We start from the raw sequence: 19,887 nt of genomic DNA on the forward strand, positions 1-19,887 counted from the left end.
GATCGAGTTGCCTGACATCAAGCGCCGGCGAATAAGTCAAAGCGATCAGCGTGGCCTTCGAATACAGAGCCATTGGTCAGCAGCCGCACTTCGCTATCGACCAAATCGTCATAGTGTCTTTAGGGAGGAGATGTGCCCAGTGCATTCGCGTGCTGCAACAGCCGCGCTGAACCGCACCGCAGCGTGCCATAACACGCTGCGGTCGGATGATTGTTGAAATGACGGTTCCCCGCGCACGACCGTGCCGCTTTCCAACTTCTCTCGTCTGGCGCTTGCCAGCCTGAGTTCTTCCTAGAGGTCGGCGCCCGGATTGCGGGTGTTGTCTTGCGACTTCATTCTCCCGGCAGCCGGGCAAAGGCCCGCAACGTGGAGGCTTCTAAATGGAACGCGGGTTCCCGATGCTTAGTGGGTGGTGCTGCTTGAGCAGGGGCAGGGCAGCACAGCCTCCGCCGGCAAGCCGTCGCGGCCGGTTCCCTTGATGGCGTGCCGGCGCAAGTCCCGCGTCACCAGGCTCGCAAATCGCGATGCACGTCCAGCCATTGCGACATGGTTTTGCCAGCTGAGAGGCCGATCCCGTGTGCGGCGAACAGTCGAAACACTGATTGGTCGGTGTGCGTTCTTGGCGTATTGTGCAGCACTTCTGGCATTACTGGCCTTGCGGGGATGACGAGTCGGTCATGCGACAGTATGCATGTCCCTATCGGAATAGCCGGTCCGCCTTATCGGTCGTCACACCCGCATATCGCTCCGCTTCTAGGGAACACCCCATCACGCGAGGAAAGACATGGCCACATGCGCAGTATCGCCAATCCAGCCGTTGGGCCGACGGCCCGGCGCTTGGGCCAGTCCACCGGCTTTAACCTGCGTCACAATTGATCCACTGATCCTAGGTGACGACAACGTTGTTCGTCATGATTTGATGGGGCGGGGATTGGCCCAAAAGCGAGCCCCCCAAACTGTGCGGTTGCCAAATACGTAATGGAGTGAATTGGAATGATCATCGTAACAGGCGCCACGCACGGGATTGGGCGGGCCTGCGTGGAGAAACTTGCGTCTGCCGGTTCCAGAGTGGTGGCGACCGGCCGAGATGCAGAAGCGGGCGCGGCGCTCGAACGCGCCAATCACGGTGTCACGTTCGTTGCCGGTGACATTATCCGTGAAGACGATTGCCGCCGTGTCGTCGACCGTGCGCTTGAACTTGGCAACGGCCGGCTCGCGGGGCTCGTGAACAATGCCGGCATGTCGAAGCGCATTGCCTTCGCCACCGCCACCCAGGACGATTGGGATGAGGTCCTTGCGGTTAATGCACGCAGCGTCTTTTTCTTCATCCGTCATGCGCTGGACGGCTTGCGGCTCGGGAGGGGTTCAGTCGTCAACATGGCCAGCATCGCCGGAAAGACGGGCGAAGAAGGGCTCGCTGCCTACTGCGCCTCAAAGGCCGCGGTCATCGGGCTGACGCAGGCCCTCGCGCTGGAGTTCGGCGAGGAGATCCGCTTCAACGCTGTCTGCCCCGGCCAGATCGAAACACGCATGATGGGCAACATCATAAGCGATGCACTGCGCAAGAAGCAGCTCGAACTGCGGATCCCTGCCAACCGCTTCGGTGCCCCTGAAGAGATCGCTGATGTGGTCGCTTGGTTACTTTCGAATCAATCGAGCTATGTCAACGGCACGGTGGTGACTGTAGACGGCGGGGAAACAGCCGGCCTGCGCACACCGCGCGTCGCGCAGATCGATGGTGCTTAGGGCAATTCAGCTCAGCCGGAGCCGCGCTCGTCGAAATAGCGCAGAAAACCATGTGAGCCTCGCTGGATGTCGTTCTCGATCGCCTCGCGGGCCCTCTTCCTGTCGCCAGTCCTCAAGGCCTCGATGAGATGGTCATGTTCTTCCGCGCCGGTGTACCCGCGCGGAATTTCCCGATCGTAAACGTTAAGGATTGGACCCATCGAGGCCCACATGCTTTCGATCTGTCCGATCAGCATCGGCATACGCGACAGGCGGTAGACGCCGAAGTGGAAAGCGCGATTGGAGGATCGCGCTTCCTTGATATTACCGGCCTTATGGCTCTCTACAAATGAGGCGCGGAAGGTCTCAAGCTGTTCGAGATCGGCGGGGGCAAAATGGTCGGCAGCGTGTTCTGCCGCAAGCCCTTCAAGTGCCACGCGGATCAGCTTGATCTGAATGTAGCGGGCGCGGCTGAGGTCTGGCACCGCGGCGAACCTGCCGGAGCGCAACTCGAGCGCCTGCTCGCTGACGAGCCGCAGACAGGCTTCGCGCACCGGCGTAATGCTGGTTCCGAGCTGCCCGGCAAGATCCTGCATAAGGAGACGATCGCCCGGCGCGAAATTGCCGATGATCAAGCCATCCCGCACCTTGCTGTAAATCCGCGCGGACAGGCTGCCCATCTCCTCGGGCTGCATCTTCATAGGGCCCATGGGACTCCCCTCGCCTCTGCTGCAGCTCTATGGAAATGTCGATTTACGCGTTTCACTACGTTTATAAGTTATAATCGCTGCCTATATTTCGTTATGCAGCGGCAGACAAGTACGTGCACGTTAATTGTCTGCAGCAAACATGTCCGTTTTCATAATTATTTGTGAAATTTTGTTTCATATAAAAACAAGGAGACCCTTCTTTTCCGATTCTGACAATGGAATGTGACGACAGAAAAAGGCGCGATCTCATCTGCGTGGCATGAGTTGGTGTGCGAGAGATGATGACATCTGAAGGAGCCGGGAAGCTTACATGTCAATTTCCAGTCTGATGGGCAGAAATTTCCGATTCTGAGGCGACTCCGAACCGGCTGGACCGACGATGACGTCGGAACCGTCAAGATGATCCGGCAGGCCAGCACGTCCAAAAGCTGCGTATGGCGTTTGCAGAGCGTTTCGCCGCCGAAGGGCTTCAAGGGCTGTTGCGCGACAAGACGCGGCCCTCGCGCATTGCGGCTCTCGGGCCCGAAAGCCCGCCGAGCGCAGCTCTGACAAGGCCGCGACAGGAATCGAACGACGACTGGCCAGAATTATGAAATCGCTTGCGACACTCATGCAATTTCAGACATTTCAGTAACAAATAGATTTAACATTCTCTTCACTTGCACTTTGGGGCGCGTTACCCGAATTAGCTGGAGCGGCCGAAACCCCCGCAAGATCAAGCGCGTAGTCGAAATCCAATCTTGCTGGTGCTTGTCGAGGGATGCGACGCGATGGGCCGGCGCAGGTGCGCTGTGAAGCAGCACTGAGCGCGCCGAAAAACGGCTTCCCAACAGGAGATTGATTTGGATTATGTGCAGTATTTCGCCGGAAGAATCGAGCAACTCAAAGGCCGTGGCGGGTATCGTGAATTTGCCGATCTGGAGCGTCAGTCTGGCAACTTCCCAAAGGCCTGGCTCAATAGGCCCGACGGCCGAAAAGAGATAACCATTTGGTGCACTAATGATTATCTCGGTATGGGGCAGCACCCCAAAGTGCTATCGGCAATGAAGCGCGCCATCGATGCCAACGGCGCAGGATCGGGAGGATCCCGCAACATTGGTGGCACCAACCATTATCACGTGTTGCTCGAGCGGGAGCTTGCAGCTTTCCACAACAAGGAAGCAGGATTGATTTTTGTTTCCGGCTTCAGCTCAAACGATTCATCATTGAGTACATTGGCATCTTTGATGCCGGACACAATTATATTTTCTGACGCGCACAACCACGCTTCAATTATTAGTGGATGCCGCAACAGCCGGGCCGAAAAGCGCGTCTTCCAGCATAACGACGTTGCGCATTTGCGGGAGCTTCTGCGCAGCGTAAATCCTGCAAGACCCAAGATCATTGTTTTTGAATCGGTATATTCAATGGACGGTGACATTTCACCGATCAAAGATATCTGTGACATGGCGGACGAATTTGGCGCAATGACGTTTCTGGATGAAGTTCATGCATCGGGAATGTACGGTCCGAAAGGCGCCGGCATTGCCGCGGAACTTGGCATCATGGATCGTCCAACCATCATCGAAGGGACGCTAGGTAAGGCGTTCGGCTCGATGGGGGGTTATGTGACCGGACCTGCCTCCATTGTTGACAGCATACGAAGCTTCTCGATCGGTTTCATTTTCACCACGGCGCTTGCGCCAGCGCTAGCGGCTGGTGCGCTGGCAGCGCTGCGCCATCTTCGCGATTCAGATTCAGAACGAATTGATCTGCACCGGAAAACGAAACTTTTAATCGGATTGCTGAAAGAGGCGGGCATCCCCGTCATGCCGACCCGAAGCCACATCATTCCTGTGCCTATTGGTGATCCATTCCGTTGCAAGGAAGCGTCCCGCCAGCTTCTGGATCAGCATGGAATATACGTTCAGCCAATTCTGGCGCCGAGTGTTCCGGTGGGAACCGAGCGGTTCAGGGTGACGGTTACGCCTGCCCATAGTACGACAGATATTCGGACGTTCGTCGATGCGCTCAGGCAGGTTCTGCTGCGGGACAATCTTGGCAAGGCTGCCTAATGTAAATGCTGGGAACGACAGGGCGCGCAGCCTCAGACCTGATTATATCAGCCGGGCTCGCCGAGGTGGAAGCGGCGGTCAGCGATCCGGTTCTGACGCCCGATCGCATCTTCGAATGTCATCGGAAAGCAGTTCCGTAACCCGCAATGACAGCTTTCGCGATCTTAAATGATGTGACTCCATGATTGAATGGGGCCGTTTGACGACTCGCTGCTTACACATCGGGCCGGTTCCAGATTCAGGGCTCACCATGAGCCGGTATGACCAGAGCGCATGTTCTTGTGCTGCGAGTTTGATGTGGCTTGGCGTGCCCTACCCGAGGGGTAGGTCACGCCCAGGCCCACGGGATCACACACCAACCCCAGCTAACCTGGTTTGAACGGAGCAAGCCTCCGACGCCGCCCTAATCAAAAACGCTGCAACAGATCCTTCAAATCAATTTACAAGATTTTTACAACCGTCAGTCGTTGACAATGGTACGGCACCCCGAGTCTGAGGTCCGGCACGGCCACAAAAGTGACACCGGTACCCTCGGACCGCCGCCAGCACGCAACATCGGGATTAACAGCAATGGTAAGAAGAAGAGCGCTCATATTGGTCGAAGGCCATAGGGGTACTGGTCAGCTATACGTCCAAGCGGCTCAGTGTCTTGGTCTTCATCCAATTACTCTGACGGCTGATCCACCTCGGTACGACTATCTTTCGGCGGAAAACGTTGAGGCAATCCGTGTCGACACTGGCAATCTCGAAGCGTTGGTCCGCGAAAGTTCGCGGCTGCGTGCTACCCACGACATTGCTGGCATTACTGGCTTTGCCGGGGACCATGAATCGATCTATGCGACAGTTGGCAAGCTTTGCCGGCATTTCGATCTACCGGGACCGAACCCTGAATCGATTGAACGAAGCTGCGACAAATTCAAGCAACGCCAACTCCTCGCGCAGGCCGGCGTTCCAATACCGGCCTATCGGTTGGCAGCGAATGCGGCGGCGGTAGAAAGCTCGGCTGCAGAGATCGGCCTGCCCGTGATTCTTAAGCCGGCAGTAGGCAGCGGCAGCATGGGTGTCCGATTGTGCCGCAGCCTCGAAGACGTAGCCGAACATACGACCCATCTATTGGGCGGAAAGCACATATGGCGGTCTACACCGAAAATACTCGTCGAAGAATTCGCACAGGGCCCGTTCTATAGCATTAATGTTATGGGGAATGAGGTCGTTGCGATTTGCGCCAATGACTTTGGTCCCCTCCCCCATTTCGTCATACGTGAGGTGACGTATCCGGCCCTGCTAACCGATCAGGAGCGTGAGCGCATCGCCGATGTTTCGCTGAGCTGTTTGCGGGCTCTCGGCCTTGGCTGGGGGCCAACTAACATTGAACTCCGGTGCACGAAACGCGGTCCAGTTGTCATTGAAGTCAATCCGCGTCTTAGTGGCGCGCCCGACCCTCAACTGGTCCAGTTAGCTTACGGTGTCGACCTCGTCACCGAGCACATCAAGCTTGTCATTGGCGAGGAATGGGATCTGCGCAAAAAGCATTCGCATACTGCGGCCGCGCGATTCCTGCTTCCTGATCAAGATGGCACCCTCGACTGGATTGGTGGCGACACTCAGGCAGCTGCTATATCAGGTGTGGCCGAGGTCAAATTGAATGTTGAACCCAAGACACCGATCGTCAGGAAGGGGGATTTCCGAGACTGGATTGGACATGTCATTGCCACTTCGCCCAGCCGTGCTGAAACCGAGGGCGCCCTTCAGCGAGCGGTCGACTTGATCGAATGGTCGATCACCCCTTTTCCGGCGACAATAAGAGGTGATCGAGAGCACGATGTTTGTGGGGCGTTCGGGCGGCCCACCAGTTCTGTTCCGATCAGGCATTGACGGCTTAAGATCCTTGAAACGCAGCAGTTCCGTCTACGTCAATGTCACATCAAGTTTGACGAGGCAAATGCAGCTTTGGCCACACCTGCCTTGTCTCCCGCGGAACTTCTCCGCGACCCATGGCGAGGCCGTCGGCCCAATTTGGGCCCAATTTGAATGCCGCCCACCGCCGCCGCAGGACGAACATGCGCTTGACAAGACAACGCCGGCCCGTTCAACTTGAGGCATTCACCAGGGGAGTCCCGGCAAGGGGCTGAGATACTGCTGGCTTTCGCGGCGCAGTGACCCGTTGAACCTGATCCAGTTCATACTGGCGTAGGGACGGTGCAAGCGCTCTGCGGGAGTTCACGCCCGAGGTCCTGTTTCGGCAGGTCGACAGAAGCGTCTTTTCATCCTTCCGGCACAGAACTGGGTCTCCAATGCATGAGCAAAGGAGCCTCAAGATGAATGCCCTCACCCCAGCCGTCTCAACGGGGCCGCTGCCTGCTTCGCGTAAGATCCACAAGCCCGGTGCCATCCACCCGCAGATCAGGGTGCCGATGCGCGAAATCTCCGTCCATCCGACAGCCGGCGAACCGCCCGTCACCGTCTACGATCCGTCGGGCCCCTATACCGATCCGGCTGTCGAAACCAGCATCGAAAAAGGCCTGGCCCGGCTTCGCCACGAATGGATCTTGGCGCGCGGCGATGTCGAGGTCTGCGACGGCCGCCATGTCCGGCCGGAGGACAACGGATTCGCGACGGGCGAACGCCTGACGCCAGAATTTCCCATCCGCCACCGACCGCTCAGGGCCAAAGCAGGCAAGGCGGTGACGCAGCTTGCCTACGCGCGCGCCGGCATCATCACACCCGAAATGGAGTTCGTCGCCATCCGCGAGAACCTTGGTCGCGAGATCCTGCGCGGCAAGCTTGAGCGCGACGGCGAGGCTTTCGGCGCGACGCTGCCCGATTTCGTCACGCCCGAATTCGTGCGTGACGAGGTGGCGCGCGGACGGGCGATCATCCCCGCCAACATCAACCATCCCGAAAGCGAGCCAATGATCATCGGCCGCAATTTCCTGGTCAAGATCAACGCCAATATCGGCAACTCCGCCGTCACATCGTCGATGGCGGAAGAGGTCGAAAAGATGGTGTGGGCGATCCGCTGGGGCGCCGATACGGTGATGGACCTGTCGACCGGCCGCAACATCCACAACATCCGCGACTGGATCGTGCGCAACGCGCCGGTGCCGATCGGCACGGTGCCGCTCTACCAGGCGCTCGAAAAGGTCGGCGGCATTGCCGAGGATCTGACCTGGGAGGTCTACCGCGACACGCTGATCGAACAGGCCGAGCAAGGCGTCGACTATTTCACCATCCACGCCGGCGTGCGGCTGCATTACATCCCGCTGACCGTCGACCGGGTGACGGGTATCGTCTCGCGCGGCGGCTCGATCATGGCCAAATGGTGCCTGCACCATCACCGGGAGAGCTTCCTCTACGAGCACTTCGCGGAGATCTGCGACATCGCCAGAGCCTACGACGTCTCCTTCTCGCTCGGCGACGGCCTTCGTCCGGGCTCGATCGCCGATGCCAACGACGCGGCGCAGTTCGCCGAGTTGGAAACGCTCGGCGAGCTGACGCAGATCGCCTGGGCGAAGGATTGCCAGGTGATGATCGAGGGGCCTGGCCACGTGCCGATGCACAAAATCAAGGCGAACATGGACAAGCAACTCGCCGTCTGCGGCGAGGCGCCGTTCTATACGCTTGGACCGCTGACGACCGACATCGCGCCGGGCTATGACCACATCACCTCAGGCATTGGCGCCGCGATGATCGGCTGGTTCGGCACCGCCATGCTCTGCTACGTCACGCCCAAGGAGCATCTCGGCCTTCCCGATCGCAACGACGTCAAGATCGGCGTGATCACCTACAAGATCGCCGCCCACGCCGCCGACCTGGCGAAGGGCCATCCGGCAGCGAAAGTCAGGGATGATGCGCTTTCCCGCGCGCGCTTCGAGTTCCGCTGGGAGGACCAGTTCAACCTGTCGCTCGATCCGGAAACGGCGCGGTCCTTCCACGACCAGACTTTGCCCAAGGAAGCGCACAAGGTGGCGCATTTCTGCTCGATGTGCGGACCGAAATTCTGCTCGATGCGTATCTCTCACGACATCCGTGCCGAGGCGCAGAAAGAGGGCATGGCGGCGATGGCGGCGAAATACCGCGAGGGCGGTGATCTCTACCTGCCGGCGGACGAGACCGGGGCACCGCTCATACCTCAGCCACGTGAGCCATCATGAAGGTCTTGGTCAAAGGAGCGGGCGTTGCTGGCCTCACCGCCGCCTTCGAGTTCGCCGCACGCGGCGCGGCGGTTACCGTTGCCGAGACAAGGCCTGCCCTTGGGGGCAATGCGTCGTGGTTCGCCGGTGGCATGTTGGCGCCGTGGTGCGAGCGTGAAAGCGCCGAGCAGCCGGTGCTGGATCTCGGAAGCGACGCCGCCGACTGGTGGGACGCCGCAACGCCAGGCTTGGTAGCACGACGGGGAACGCTGGTCTTGGCCGCGCCGCGCGATGCGGGCGAGCTCGACCGGTTCGCCAGCCGCACGACGGGCTATCGGCGCGTCGAGGAAGATGAAATTGCCTTGCTGGAGCCCGACTTAGCCGGCCGCTTCCGCCGCGGATTGCTGTTCGCCGATGAGGCTCACCTCGACCCACGCCCGGCGATGGCGGCACTTCATGACAAGCTTGCGACCATGGGTGTCAAATTCCACTTCGGCTGCGACGCCCGGCCTGTTTCGGGTTTCGCCCGTCAGATAGACTGTATGGGAATGGCAGCGGCCGATGACAGGCTGCGCGGTGTTCGCGGCGAAATGCTGATTCTTCGCACGCCTGATGTCTCGCTGTCGCGGCCGGTCCGTTTGCTTCATCCACGCTTTCCGCTTTATGCCGTGCCGCGCACCGATCACCGTTTCATGATCGGAGCGACGATGATTGAAAGCCAGAGTGCCGGACCGGTGACGGCGCGTTCCATAATGGAGCTGCTGGGTACCGCCTATGCCCTCCACCCGGCCTTTGGCGAGGCCGAGATCGTTGAAACCGGTGTCGGCGTCCGCCCAGCCTTTGCCGACAACTTGCCGCGCGTCGAAACCAAGGGTGAAATCATCGCGATCAACGGGCTCTATCGTCACGGTTTTCTCCTGGCTCCCGCCATGGCGCGCCAGGCTGCCGACCTGGTTTTCACTCAAGACAGAACCAAGGAGCTTGCTCATGAAACTGATGGTCAACGGCGAAGCGCATGAGGTTGCCGCCACCACGCTGGCCGAGCTGCTTGCCGCGCTCGACTATGAGGGCGATTGGCTCGCGACCGCCGTCAACAATGACCTCGTGCACAAAGCCAACCGGGCGGAATTCCAGTTGAACGACGGCGACCGGATTGAAATCCTCTCGCCCATGCAGGGCGGCTAGGCCATGATCGAGCTTTATGAAGCCGAGCTTCCGTCGCGCCTGCTTCTTGGCACGGCTCAATATCCTTCGCCGGCCATCCTTGCCTATGCAGTCAGGGCTTCGGGCACGGCGGTGGTGACCGTCTCGTTGCGCCGTGAAATGGCAGGCGGCAGGGCTGGCGAAGAATTCTGGTCGTTGATCCGCTCGCTTGGTGTCAGAATCCTGCCCAACACTGCTGGCTGCCACTCCGTCAAGGAAGCGGTCACGACCGCACAAATGGCGCGCGAAGTCTTCGGTACGAACTGGGTCAAGCTCGAAGTGATCGGCAACCATGACACCCTGCAGCCGGATGTTTTCGGTCTGGTCGAAGCCGCCCGCATCCTGTGCGAGGACGGTTTTGCTGTATTCCCCTATACCACCGACGACCTTATCGTTGCCGAGCGGCTGCTTGCGGCGGGCTGCAAGGTCTTGATGCCGTGGTGCGCGCCGATCGGTTCCGCTCTCGGACCGATCAACATCACGGCGCTGCGCTCGATGCGCGGACATTTCCCAGATGTTCCGCTGATCGTGGATGCGGGGCTCGGACGGCCGTCGCACGCGGCAACCGTTATGGAGCTCGGCTTTGACGCCGTACTCCTGAACACCGCGGTCGCCAAGGCGGCCGATCCGGTCGGCATGGCGCGTGCGTTCGGCAAGGCGGTCGAGGCCGGTCGTGAAGCTTTCAGCTCGGGTATGCTTGAACCGCGCGACGTCGCCGTGCCGTCGACGCCGACCATCGGCAGGGCCGTTTTTTCATGAAGCTCGATCCCTTCTACCTGATCGTCGACAGCGCTGACTGGGTCGAGCGGCTGGTCCCGCTCGGCGTCAAGCTGGTTCAGTTGCGCATCAAGGATAGGGACGAGACCACGCTGCGGTCGGAAATCCGCCGCGCGAACGGCGTCTGCGCGGTCCATGGTTGCCAACTGATCGTCAACGACTATTGGCGCACGGCAATTGAGGAAGGCTGCGACTTCGTCCATCTCGGCCAGGAGGATTTGGCTGCGGCCGACCTGCTGGCGATTAAGTACGCCGGATTGAAGCTCGGGCTTTCCACGCACGATCATCTAGAACTGGAAACGGCCATCGCTGCCGAGCCCGACTATATCGCGCTCGGCCCCATCTATCCCACCGTCCTGAAGCATATGAAATGGGCGCCGCAAGGGCTCGAGCGGATCAGCGAGTGGAAGCATCGGGTGGCGCCGATCCCATTGGTCGCCATTGGCGGCCTCAACCCCGATCGGCTCGACGGTGTTTTCGCGGCTGGTTCGGACACCGCGGCGGTGGTCACCGACATCACGTTGAATGCCAATCCCGAAGCGCGCACGCGAGAATGGATCGAAAAGACAAAGCCATGGCGCTGAGGCGAGAACCGCATGTGCTCGTGGTCGGCGGATCTGACTCCAGCGGTGGGGCTGGAATCGCACGCGATATCGAGACGATCTCTTCCATTGGCGTGCGCACCTGCCTTGCTGTCACCGCGCTGACGGTGCAGACGCACCATGCGGTCATGGAAATCCACTCTATGCAACCCGGTCTGGTGGCCGGTCAGATGCGTGCGGGGTTGCAGGCCAACAAAGTGGCGGCCATCAAGATCGGGATGCTCGCCACGGTGGAGATCGTCATTGCGGTTGCCGGAGTGCTGCGCGAAAATCCGCAGGTGCCGGCAGTGCTCGACCCGGTGCTGGCCTCGACGTCAGGCCGGGCGCTCCTGGAAGCCGGCGCCATCGCCGCCCTGAAATGCGATCTGATGCCATTTTGCCGTCTGGTCACCCCCAATCTCTTCGAGCTGGCACTCCTTGTTGGCTCGGAGCGGGCAGTGGATGAGGACGGCGTAGTGTGGCAAGGCCAAGAATTGCTGGCAGCCGGCGCGCGGGCTCTGCTGATCAAGGGCGGCCATGCATCGGGACCGCAATCAACCGATATTCTGTTGCGCCCCGATCACGAACCAGTCCGCTTTGACACGCCGCGTCTTGCCGCATCGATGCGCGGGACGGGCTGCATGCTGGCCAGCTCGATTGCGGCACATCTGGCGAAGGCGCAATCAATCGAGTACGCCGTGCGCCAGGGCAAGCTCTTTGTGTTAGAAAAGCTTCGGAAAACCCCAGCCGAATAGCCGTAGAGACGGCTCAAGCGTTCAGCGGCTGACGCTGAAATGGAAGCCGTAGCCCTCCTGCCCTTTTTTCACAGCGCGTGACGGAATGAGGCCGCTTTGCAGATCGGAATTCAGCGGCGCCGAGACAAGCTGCCCTGCCAGGCCGGGAAAGTAACGGGACTCTTCCTGCGGCGAAGCGCACTGCCAGTCAGGCATGGGGATGCACTTGTGCCTCCTGGCGAGTGTGAGGCCGCAGGAGTGAGGCATTTCAGCGCGGCGGGGAACGCCGGATCTGGCCCCGCAGTGCTGGAGCAAAGCAAAGGCCGGTTTGAGACGATTCCGGGGATTTCTACGAGGCTGCTCGCGACGCCGGCATTGAGTTCTACCAGCTCCTGAGCGGCATACGCGACCAAACCCGGTTGAGTGTCACCGCAGGGATGTTCCACGAGTGGGACAAACAGCTGCGGGACTGGCTGGTCCGCGAATTACGAAACTGGCATCGAGGGGATACGGCAGCTGCGAAGGTCTGGTCAGCGGATTTCGCCAAGATTGCAGACCTCCTGGAAAGTTTCGGCTGGAAAGTCCGAAGCACGGACTACTTCAAGACGCTCGATGCGTGCCGGTTGGTGGTCAACGTCTACAAGCACGGCGCCGGAAAATCGCTGGATGACCTGAAGAAAACCTGCTCCGAGTATCTAGACGATCCGCTCAAAGGCACTCGGCCGCCGTGGTCAGAGAAACTGCTGAACCACACGCACCTCAAGGTGAGCGATGACCAGTTCCAGACGTTCTCAGACGCGATTGTCGCGTTCTGGCGCGACGTCCCGGCAATGCCGTAGGTGGCAGCAACAGGTTCCTGATTGGTTTGAAAGGCCATTCTCAGTGATCGCGCCCAACGATAAGCATGCCAAGGTTTTACCCTCGCATATATCTTCGCTCCCGCTCCCGGCCATAAATTCTGCCACATATCTGCATTGCCGGGAAAGGTGCCATGCGTAACGCATTGGTCGATGGGCGAAGATTCCGCCCGCAAGCGGGTTTCGGGGGCTCTTGCCCGCATTGCGGTACAGACATGATCCCGCGCGCGGCAGCGTCTGGGTTTGGCATTAGGCCAATAAACGAACACGTCGTTGGGTCAGCAGACACCTATCTGTTCGGCCGGTCAGACCGCCAAATTCGGTTCATTCAGAATTGGATGGGTACCGACCAAAATGAATCCCTAATCGACCGACTTCACAGAAAACGAAGCGATCTCCGGCCCTGACGAGCGAGTTTCGGCGTTGTCCGGGTGCTCCTGGATGAAAGATCGGGCTTCGCGCCTCATTTGGACAACGCCGCCAGGTAACCGTTTCCCTGAAACCTGCCCTTCATTCAGATTTGCAACATCAACGACTACCGGCTTCCTAGACCTACTTGGAGCCAATCGGAGGACAGCCGTGTCGGCGCCAGCCCGACCGCAAATTGCGGCCGACCCCATGGCAAACGTTGATTAGCCAATGAACTTGATCCACAGGCGCTTGAACCATGCGACGATGGCCCTGAGCCCCTTCGGCTGGGCGCCGCGCTTGAGCAGACGGTCATGGACGCGGCCCGCTTCGATCTGCGCGCGAGACATCTTGCCGGCCCATTGGATGCGGCCGCTTTTAATGATGTAGTGCGAGCCACAAGGGAAGTCGTGATTGCCGATCGACGGCCATATCGAGGCTCCCTCGTCTTCCATAATGAGGTCATATTCAGTCGGAACGAGCGGTGTTGAAACCTCCTCGCCGCACCCACACGCGCAATTATGCAGCGCGACGTGGCATTCGCGCGACACGTAAAGGACACCGTCTTCCAGTTGTTCCGGAATGTCTTCGACGAAGACCGTTGTAAGACAATCCACCCGAGCCATCATGTCACCCGGTTTGTGATATTGTTGCCCTCGATCATGTATGTCGCGTTCCTTTCGTTGCGCTCATCACGATAGAAGGTCAGCCAGCGTTTCCAGCGCATGACCGCCATAATCGCGTTCAAAGAATTGAGTTCGGCGATCTGGATTTCGGTTCCGTACACATCGGCCTCTTCGTCGTCGTCACCGAACGACAGATGGGTAGCCACTTCCGCCCACGGCATGCCAGGGGCAATAAACGTTGCCCTTGCGCAACCGTCGAGCGTGTTGTCGTCCAGCCCTATACCTATGCCAGTGTCGACGAATGCAATGCCCAGGCGAACCAGCCCTTCGGCAATCACGCGCCGCGACGATCCCTTATCAACGCAGACAAATACGAAGTCATAGGCTGAAAATTCGTCAATGTTGTCAGCCGTCACTCGAGTGGTGTGCGGCTTCACGCCCTTGTGCATGCGCGCGTAGAGCGCAGCGTAATAATCTACCTTGCGGGGGAAATTCTTCGCTAGCACCAGTTCAGGAGCACCAGGCGAACGGAAAAGATTGTGGTTGAGAAGCTGGTCGTCATCGTAGATGTGGATCTCGGCAACACGGGTCTTGGCGGCGAGGTCGAGCAGATAGGCACCGGTTCCGCCGAGGCCGATGATCGCGATGCTGCCCCTGAGTTTGCGGTTGGCGGCGAGGATTCCGTAGCGGACTGACGCAGAATCGGGAATCGCGAAGGGACTATCGTCCTCCGCACTGGCCAACGTGACGCCTGTACGCGCGTTGGCGGTCTTGTCGTGAGACCGCGCAGCAGCACCGAGGTGAGACTCATAGGTGACAACCTTGTCGTAAATGTTGGCATACTGGCCGGTGCCTTCTGGCTTCGACGAGAAATAATGGTGGACCTTGATGTCCGACCCCACAGTCGCTTCCTGACTATTATGGATGATATTTGTCATTGGCGTGCCATCGCGATGGCAAGGCGTCTCGCCGGCGAACCACATGGTGTGGTCCGTCAGTGGAGTCGAGGTCAGGCCTTCCGTATCCAGCGACAGAGTGCAGACAAGTGTGCCTCGACCAAGCGACATGTCCCGCTTCACATAGGGCACGCTGTGAACGAGGAGGACGAGGTCGCGCATCTCAAGCTCAAACCCCTCGTCCAGCAGTTGCTTCAGATGTGGATCACGACTTATCAGATCGGCGGACATTGAAGACCATCCCATTCTTGACTTCGATCTTTTCGCCCTCCACCAGATCACCTTCCGCGCCGTGTACACCTTTCAGGTAAGTTATCGTGTACTTGAATTTCTCGAAGTCGGCGTCAGGGTAGGCGAGAAGTGCAACCTCACGATAGCTGAGCTTTTTCTTGGGCACCGTACGCGGTCGCCCGTTGACTTTGATGACCACCGTCTTCGCTTCGCGGCTGCGGATGCGCTCGACTCCCTGTCCGCCCAGAGTCACCTCGCCATCAGCGGGAATGACCGCGTCGCCGGCGCTGTCCAGGATTAGCTCGAGTTCCTCATCGATGCTGGCGTAACGGTAGATGTCAGCTGCGGAGAGTTTGGCCGCCCCCCATTCCCAGCCGCGCTCGTTGACGGTGAGGGAGAAGGTCCGATCACCTTCGAATGAAAGGAACTCAGGCTGCGGCATCTGTCGCAGGTCGGTCGGCTCCTCAAGCCCGATCGAACGCGTCGACCCGTCCGCAATCTGGATGAGAATATAACCGCTAGCTGGATTGAGCCCGCCGATGGTGCGGACCTCGCGACCTGAGATTATGGCGTCATTGGTGGCGATCACGCGACCATCCAGCTTATATGTAAAGTGCGTTACGTCAGGCATTGAACCCTCCTTGTTTCTCATTCTGCACAAATCATATATGGAGTTTTTAGCCAATGTCTAGCTATTGATTGGCTAATTAATGATTGTTTTTTGATTGACAGGTATGGACTTTATAGCTACATGGAGAGTGCTGGTTAGGGAGAAGCGCCTGTGAAGCGTACGATGACGCTTAATTTGTCGGACGCAGAAATGAGCGTCCTTGAAACCATGTGTGAAGAAAAAGGGTTGTCTAAAACCGCACTCGTTCGCCAAGCGCTGCGGCTCTACAAATCAGTCGATGATCGACTGGCGCGGGGCGAAAAGGTGTTCGTCGAAAGCGCGGATAAATCAGAAAAAGTAGAGCTTATGGTTCTATGAAAGGGCTGATCGATCGAGTCTTTCTCAAAAATCGTGCCACAGGCCTGTACGAAGATGCACACCTGTATCATGGCTTGGACAGCACGAATCTCGCGCATATCGAAGGACGCTGGCGACCTCTTTTTGAGTTGCGTCGGAGGGAGGCTAAGGCTTCCCTTCAGACGTTAGCAGAGGTCAATGCTGAAGACGCCCATTGGGAATGGGGCAAGAAGGCGCTGGTTGCGCTGAACGACCCCTTCCTGTTCGATTTCTTCGTGCTTGAATGTGGTGGCAGTACCCAAGCCATCATGATGACGCGCAAAGGCGGTCAGGATTGCTTCAGTCGCCACCCCGAGCATCAGCGAGCGCCGCTGATCTACGTGGAGTTTTTGGCGACGGCTCCATGGAACCGACCAAAGTTGGTTGCTGACCCGACTTACAAGGGCGCGGGCCGTGTGCTCATCGGTACGGCCGTCAGCTTGAGCCTAGAAGAGGAATTTGGTGGCCGAATTGGTCTGCATTCACTTCGTGGCGCAGAAGTTTTCTACCGGGATGCGATCGGAATGACGGATTTCGGAACGGATAGCGAAGGAGTACATAAAGGACTTAGATACTTCGAGCTTTCCAGCAGGGATGCTGCGACTTTCCTATCCGTGCAACACTAACAAGAGGAGTCGACCATGAAATTACATTTCACTGCCGATTGGCTGCGCAGCCATATCGAACATGATCCGGATGTCGATTGCGACGTGGGGCTCCCGCTCCGCGACGCAGCTCCGCTTGAGCGTCTTATGCAGGAGAAGTCTCGTCATCAAGCAACTGCGGGGCAGCCTAATTCGGCTGCCCCCGAACAGAAATCTGCTGTGTTGTTTAAGTTGGTGCATCAGCTTCGACGCAAGGACGGTTTAAGCATTGCGCAGTTGGCTGCCAAAATTCGTGTTGATGCGGCGGAATTGGAGCAGGTGGAGAAGGATCCCAACTATGTTCCAGGCCCGCGTACCGTTCATCAGCTAGCCGAGTTTATTGGGGTTTCAGCACGTGCTGTAGGACTGCTGACTGCGGCGGCGTCCGCGCAGAATGACAATCTCACCGAAGCGGTGCATCGTTTTGCTGCGAGTTCAGACGACCTATCGAAACTAAGCCAGGCTGAAAGGCGCGACCTCAACGATTTCGTTAAGGTACTGGCGTCAATCGATAAGAAGAATGGATGACCATGTCTGCGATTGAGCCGATAATCGGGAACTTTGAGCGCCGAGATATCCATGAGCACATATCACGTTTGCTACGTGATCTCGGCAATCCAGAGCCCCCATTAAGGCTCGAGCAGGTGCGCGCGCTGCAAAAGCTTGACCTTACCTATTATAGCAAGGCGAACTTGAGCCTATTAGATGAGATCGCCCACAGGGCGCGAATGGCTGGGAACGAGATCACCAGCACGGCTAAGCGCATGGTCGATGTAGTCCAGCAATATGGCCTTCGTGGTATCCTAATGTTGAAGGAAGGCGACAAAAGAATCTTCATCGATGACGAGGTAGCCGAGCTAAAGCGACGCTTCCTCATCGCACATGAAATTACACATGACCTTCTACCGTGGCATCGCTCCCTGCTTCTGGGCGACAACGAGTCCACGCTGAACCCAACATTCCATCAGGCAATGGAAGCAGAAGCTAACTATGGCGGACGCCATCTCTTGTTTCTCGGAGGAAGGTTTCGACCGGAAGCGCTGGACTGCTCATTGGAATGGAAGAGTATCGAGCAGCTTCGCAAGCGCTATGGGAACACACTTACAACAACACTTTGGCAAATGGTTTGTGAACGCGACCCGGAGTTTCCTGCCTTCGGCGTTGTCAGTCGGCATCCGTATCACAGAGATATTTGCGAGAAGGCGGGGAATGACAATGTGGCATATTTTCCAAGATCGATAGCTTTAGCTGAGCACTTTCCCGGAATCACCACCACAGTTGCCTATTCCGCGATCTGCGATCACGCAACGAACCGCAAACGGGGTCCAGTAGGCGAAGGCGAAAGCATCTTTTATGATGCGAACGGCGAACCCCATGTATTCTGGTTGCACAGCTTCTCAAACACCTACGATCTGCTCACTTACTGCATCTACAAGAAGAAACACCAGCGCATTTTCCCTGTCGGCTATAGGGCAGCCTAGGCACAGGCAGACGGTTATCTCAACGGCAGCTTGCCCATATGTAAGCACACCACCGCTGTTTCGCTTGCGGCATATTTCTTGGCGGACGTCGCTTATTGTCGGCGCGACATTGGTATGACCTCGCCGAGCTGGCCGGACGGCCCCTCACCGCGGGTCGGCGCCACGAGCTTCAGCTTCACGACGCGAGCAGGCTCTTGCGAGAGCCAGCCCGGAGGAAGTGCAGCCAAGCTCTCAACATCATGAGCGAACAACGGCAGATCGTGCCGAAGCTCTTCCTTGGACAGCCCCCGTCATCCACCACGGTCCGAAATACATCAGCCAGTAACGTAGGTTGCTGCAGCGGCCAAACGTCATCGTAGGGCTCGGATCCTGAGTAGCCCTTGGCGCTGTAGCTACGATAAAGGCGGGTCGCTCCCTCGGCATCGACAATGCAGAGGCGTTGGAGGCGCATGATCTGAGCCTTGATGGACACGCGCCAGCGAACCTTCTCAGCTCCCAAAGCGAGGCACTAGTGACCTCAGCCGAGAACTGACTCGCCGGCAGAAGCAACGCTGAAGCGAACCGATGAGCTTGGTCTTGGATCAGCTTGAAGTTCTCGACAAGCTCATCCTCGGACACTGCACGGTGCAGCAAGAGGTGGGCCAACTCGTGCGCGGCATCAAATTGTCTTCGCGCGAATGACTGCGCTAGAAGTACGTGTGGGCGACGATCAGATCCCCACCTGCTTAGCCCATCCAACTGTGTGGTTTCCATTGGTTCGCTCGCCACGACGACGCCGATCTGCTCCAGCAGAGCAACTACGTTGGGGTCGGTCGCAATCCGATTCCCCAGTGCTCTCGCGCTGTTTGGGCAATGCCCTCCAGATCCTCATCCCCAGGCTTCGGTAGCCTAAGCCGTTGAGTAAATCTGGCAGGTCGACTTCAGGGAGAAACGCATAATGGCCGGCAACTGCCGTAATGTCTTCAAGCCAGCGGTTGACCGGATAATCCTTGGTCACAGCCACGCCCTGTAGGTGCGGCCCTCGTCCAGCAGCAACCGCAACGCCCCCAGTCGCCGCCCTCCGGCGACGACTTCGAACTTGGCTCCCTTCGGGGCCTTGCGGGTCAAAAGGTTATGGATGAGGCCATGGGCCTCGATGCTGGCGGCCAGTTCGGCCCTACCTGCGGGCGGGATAGTGATAACTGCGGTATTCATGGACTTGCTCGTGTTGATTTCAGGGATTGACCTGATGGGTTCAGGTCCCCTGAACCCCTGCCTCGCGGCGAGTAGCGGGGAGCTAGGGGGGGGGCAAGTCCCGGGGGCGGAGGGGTCTCCCCGGTCTGCACCTAGCGAAGCGGAGGAAGATGGGGGAACCCGCCCGCGGCGGCTTGCTGGGGAGAGAGGGCCGCGCGCCTCTCTTCCCGCTACATAGGAGAGGTGCCGCTAGGCACATCCATGTCGGCGCAGCCGTGCCGCGAAGCGGCCCAAGAAAGAAGAGCGTACAAAACGGAAGCACCTAAATGCCCGCCAGCGGGACCAAGTCAGATCGGTGCAGGAGAAAGACCGTGGCCCTGAGACCGGCTCAACAGGGCGGCCGTAGGAGCATCAGCAACGCGCCGCCGTCAGGCGGGATGCGGAACGGACGGCCCCCCGGCGAAGGGCGCCGTTCTCTTTGAGCTGCGACCCTGGTGAGCGCCTTCGTGCCTAAAGCTGTGCCGTCGGGCTAAGTTTCAGCTTCAGATCGTTCTGAAAAGCCGAACATGGTTCGTCGAGTAACCCTTG

21 protein-coding genes, 1 pseudogene and 1 riboswitch are annotated in these 19,887 nt (G+C 58.6%); of the genes and pseudogenes, 14 read left to right on the forward strand and 8 right to left on the reverse strand.

Translation table 11 applies throughout. The features are described from left to right. Positions 1-122: 122 nt before the first annotated feature. A pseudogene (locus NKG99_RS19075) lies at positions 123-628 on the reverse strand (ISNCY family transposase); the annotation flags it as partial. Between the two features lie 365 nt (positions 629-993). Here NKG99_RS19075 and NKG99_RS19080 point away from each other — a divergent pair. Beyond that, positions 994-1,746: an SDR family NAD(P)-dependent oxidoreductase gene (locus tag NKG99_RS19080; protein ID WP_286461381.1), complete on the forward strand. Its 753-nt coding sequence runs from the start codon at positions 994-996 to the stop codon at positions 1,744-1,746. Between the two features lie 11 nt (positions 1,747-1,757). Here the strand turns inward: NKG99_RS19080 and NKG99_RS19085 are convergent, their stop codons facing one another. Next, positions 1,758-2,435, reverse strand: a complete 678-nt coding sequence (locus NKG99_RS19085) for a GntR family transcriptional regulator (protein ID WP_352837615.1) — start codon at positions 2,433-2,435, stop codon at positions 1,758-1,760. 842 nt (positions 2,436-3,277) lie between these two features. Here NKG99_RS19085 and hemA point away from each other — a divergent pair. The 8 genes from hemA to NKG99_RS19125 all read left to right on the forward strand — a co-directional run bounded on the left by hemA (position 3,278) and on the right by NKG99_RS19125 (position 11,938). Continuing rightward, positions 3,278-4,489 (forward strand): 5-aminolevulinate synthase, encoded by a 1,212-nt coding sequence (hemA, locus tag NKG99_RS19090; RefSeq protein ID WP_352760692.1) that lies wholly within the window; start codon positions 3,278-3,280, stop codon positions 4,487-4,489. 570 nt (positions 4,490-5,059) lie between these two features. Continuing rightward, positions 5,060-6,364 carry an ATP-grasp domain-containing protein gene (locus NKG99_RS19095; RefSeq protein ID WP_352870218.1) on the forward strand — a complete coding sequence of 435 codons (1,305 nt, stop codon included), beginning with the start codon at positions 5,060-5,062 and terminating at the stop codon, positions 6,362-6,364. Positions 6,365-6,587: 223 nt separating this feature from the next. Then, positions 6,588-6,704, forward strand: a riboswitch (TPP riboswitch). A gap of 103 nt (positions 6,705-6,807) precedes the next feature. Further along, complete coding sequence (thiC, locus tag NKG99_RS19100) at positions 6,808-8,643, forward strand: phosphomethylpyrimidine synthase ThiC (protein WP_352558838.1); 1,836 nt, start codon at positions 6,808-6,810, stop codon at positions 8,641-8,643. Further along, complete coding sequence (thiO, locus tag NKG99_RS19105; RefSeq protein WP_352538813.1) at positions 8,640-9,641, forward strand: glycine oxidase ThiO; 1,002 nt, start codon at positions 8,640-8,642, stop codon at positions 9,639-9,641. Before thiC ends, thiO begins: the two co-directional genes overlap by 4 nt. After that, on the forward strand, positions 9,610-9,807 hold the full coding sequence (gene thiS, locus NKG99_RS19110) for a sulfur carrier protein ThiS (protein ID WP_023685606.1): 198 nt from the start codon (positions 9,610-9,612) through the stop codon (positions 9,805-9,807). Before thiO ends, thiS begins: the two co-directional genes overlap by 32 nt. A gap of 3 nt (positions 9,808-9,810) precedes the next feature. Then, positions 9,811-10,584, forward strand: coding sequence for a thiazole synthase (locus tag NKG99_RS19115; RefSeq protein ID WP_352538814.1), 774 nt, complete (start codon positions 9,811-9,813; stop codon positions 10,582-10,584). Further along, positions 10,581-11,186, forward strand: coding sequence for a thiamine phosphate synthase (locus NKG99_RS19120; protein ID WP_352870219.1), 606 nt, complete (start codon positions 10,581-10,583; stop codon positions 11,184-11,186). The genes NKG99_RS19115 and NKG99_RS19120 overlap by 4 nt, the downstream gene beginning before the upstream one ends. Further along, complete coding sequence (locus tag NKG99_RS19125) at positions 11,177-11,938, forward strand: hydroxymethylpyrimidine/phosphomethylpyrimidine kinase (RefSeq protein ID WP_352538849.1); 762 nt, start codon at positions 11,177-11,179, stop codon at positions 11,936-11,938. Before NKG99_RS19120 ends, NKG99_RS19125 begins: the two co-directional genes overlap by 10 nt. Positions 11,939-11,959: 21 nt before the next feature. Here NKG99_RS19125 and NKG99_RS19130 read toward each other — a convergent pair whose 3' ends face one another. Beyond that, entirely contained in the window at positions 11,960-12,133 is a 174-nt protein-coding gene (locus tag NKG99_RS19130) for a hypothetical protein (protein WP_352538816.1), read from the reverse strand. A gap of 203 nt (positions 12,134-12,336) precedes the next feature. On the opposite strand from NKG99_RS19130, the gene NKG99_RS19135 reads away from it, so the two are divergent. Continuing rightward, positions 12,337-12,756 (forward strand): hypothetical protein, encoded by a 420-nt coding sequence (locus NKG99_RS19135; protein ID WP_245272726.1) that lies wholly within the window; start codon positions 12,337-12,339, stop codon positions 12,754-12,756. Positions 12,757-13,406: 650 nt separating this feature from the next. On the opposite strand, the gene NKG99_RS19140 is transcribed toward NKG99_RS19135, so the two are convergent. From NKG99_RS19140 to NKG99_RS19150, 3 genes are read right to left on the reverse strand one after another with little or no spacing between them, the layout of a single operon-like run. Beyond that, positions 13,407-13,811 (reverse strand): ubiquitination-like system serine protease family protein, encoded by a 405-nt coding sequence (locus NKG99_RS19140; protein WP_023697172.1) that lies wholly within the window; start codon positions 13,809-13,811, stop codon positions 13,407-13,409. Beyond that, entirely contained in the window at positions 13,808-14,995 is a 1,188-nt protein-coding gene (locus NKG99_RS19145) for a ThiF family adenylyltransferase (protein WP_023697173.1), read from the reverse strand. Before NKG99_RS19145 ends, NKG99_RS19140 begins: the two co-directional genes overlap by 4 nt. Next, on the reverse strand, positions 14,970-15,626 hold the full coding sequence (locus NKG99_RS19150; RefSeq protein ID WP_352538817.1) for a multiubiquitin domain-containing protein: 657 nt from the start codon (positions 15,624-15,626) through the stop codon (positions 14,970-14,972). The genes NKG99_RS19145 and NKG99_RS19150 overlap by 26 nt, the downstream gene beginning before the upstream one ends. Before the next feature lie 150 nt (positions 15,627-15,776). Between NKG99_RS19150 and NKG99_RS19155 the strand changes: the two genes are divergently transcribed. The 4 genes from NKG99_RS19155 to NKG99_RS19170 are packed head-to-tail and all read left to right on the forward strand — an operon-like array spanning position 15,777 to position 18,126. Beyond that, the gene (locus NKG99_RS19155) at positions 15,777-15,983 is read left to right on the forward strand and encodes a ribbon-helix-helix protein, CopG family (protein WP_010913797.1); all 207 of its coding nucleotides are present in this window, start codon (positions 15,777-15,779) and stop codon (positions 15,981-15,983) included. Next, complete coding sequence (locus NKG99_RS19160; RefSeq protein ID WP_023697175.1) at positions 15,980-16,627, forward strand: hypothetical protein; 648 nt, start codon at positions 15,980-15,982, stop codon at positions 16,625-16,627. The genes NKG99_RS19155 and NKG99_RS19160 overlap by 4 nt, the downstream gene beginning before the upstream one ends. A gap of 15 nt (positions 16,628-16,642) precedes the next feature. Then, complete coding sequence (locus tag NKG99_RS19165) at positions 16,643-17,173, forward strand: helix-turn-helix domain-containing protein (protein WP_023830723.1); 531 nt, start codon at positions 16,643-16,645, stop codon at positions 17,171-17,173. Next, positions 17,170-18,126, forward strand: a complete 957-nt coding sequence (locus NKG99_RS19170; RefSeq protein WP_352538818.1) for an ImmA/IrrE family metallo-endopeptidase — start codon at positions 17,170-17,172, stop codon at positions 18,124-18,126. The genes NKG99_RS19165 and NKG99_RS19170 overlap by 4 nt, the downstream gene beginning before the upstream one ends. Positions 18,127-18,363: 237 nt before the next feature. On the opposite strand, the gene NKG99_RS19175 is transcribed toward NKG99_RS19170, so the two are convergent. Next, positions 18,364-18,879: an ImmA/IrrE family metallo-endopeptidase gene (locus tag NKG99_RS19175; RefSeq protein ID WP_352870220.1), complete on the reverse strand. Its 516-nt coding sequence runs from the start codon at positions 18,877-18,879 to the stop codon at positions 18,364-18,366. Positions 18,880-19,119: 240 nt separating this feature from the next. Further along, positions 19,120-19,320, reverse strand: coding sequence for a ParB N-terminal domain-containing protein (locus NKG99_RS19180; RefSeq protein ID WP_352538820.1), 201 nt, complete (start codon positions 19,318-19,320; stop codon positions 19,120-19,122). Positions 19,321-19,887: the final 567 nt, after the last annotated feature.

This window comes from Mesorhizobium sp. M1409 (genome assembly GCF_040317535.1).
Taxonomy (GTDB): domain Bacteria; phylum Pseudomonadota; class Alphaproteobacteria; order Rhizobiales; family Rhizobiaceae; genus Mesorhizobium.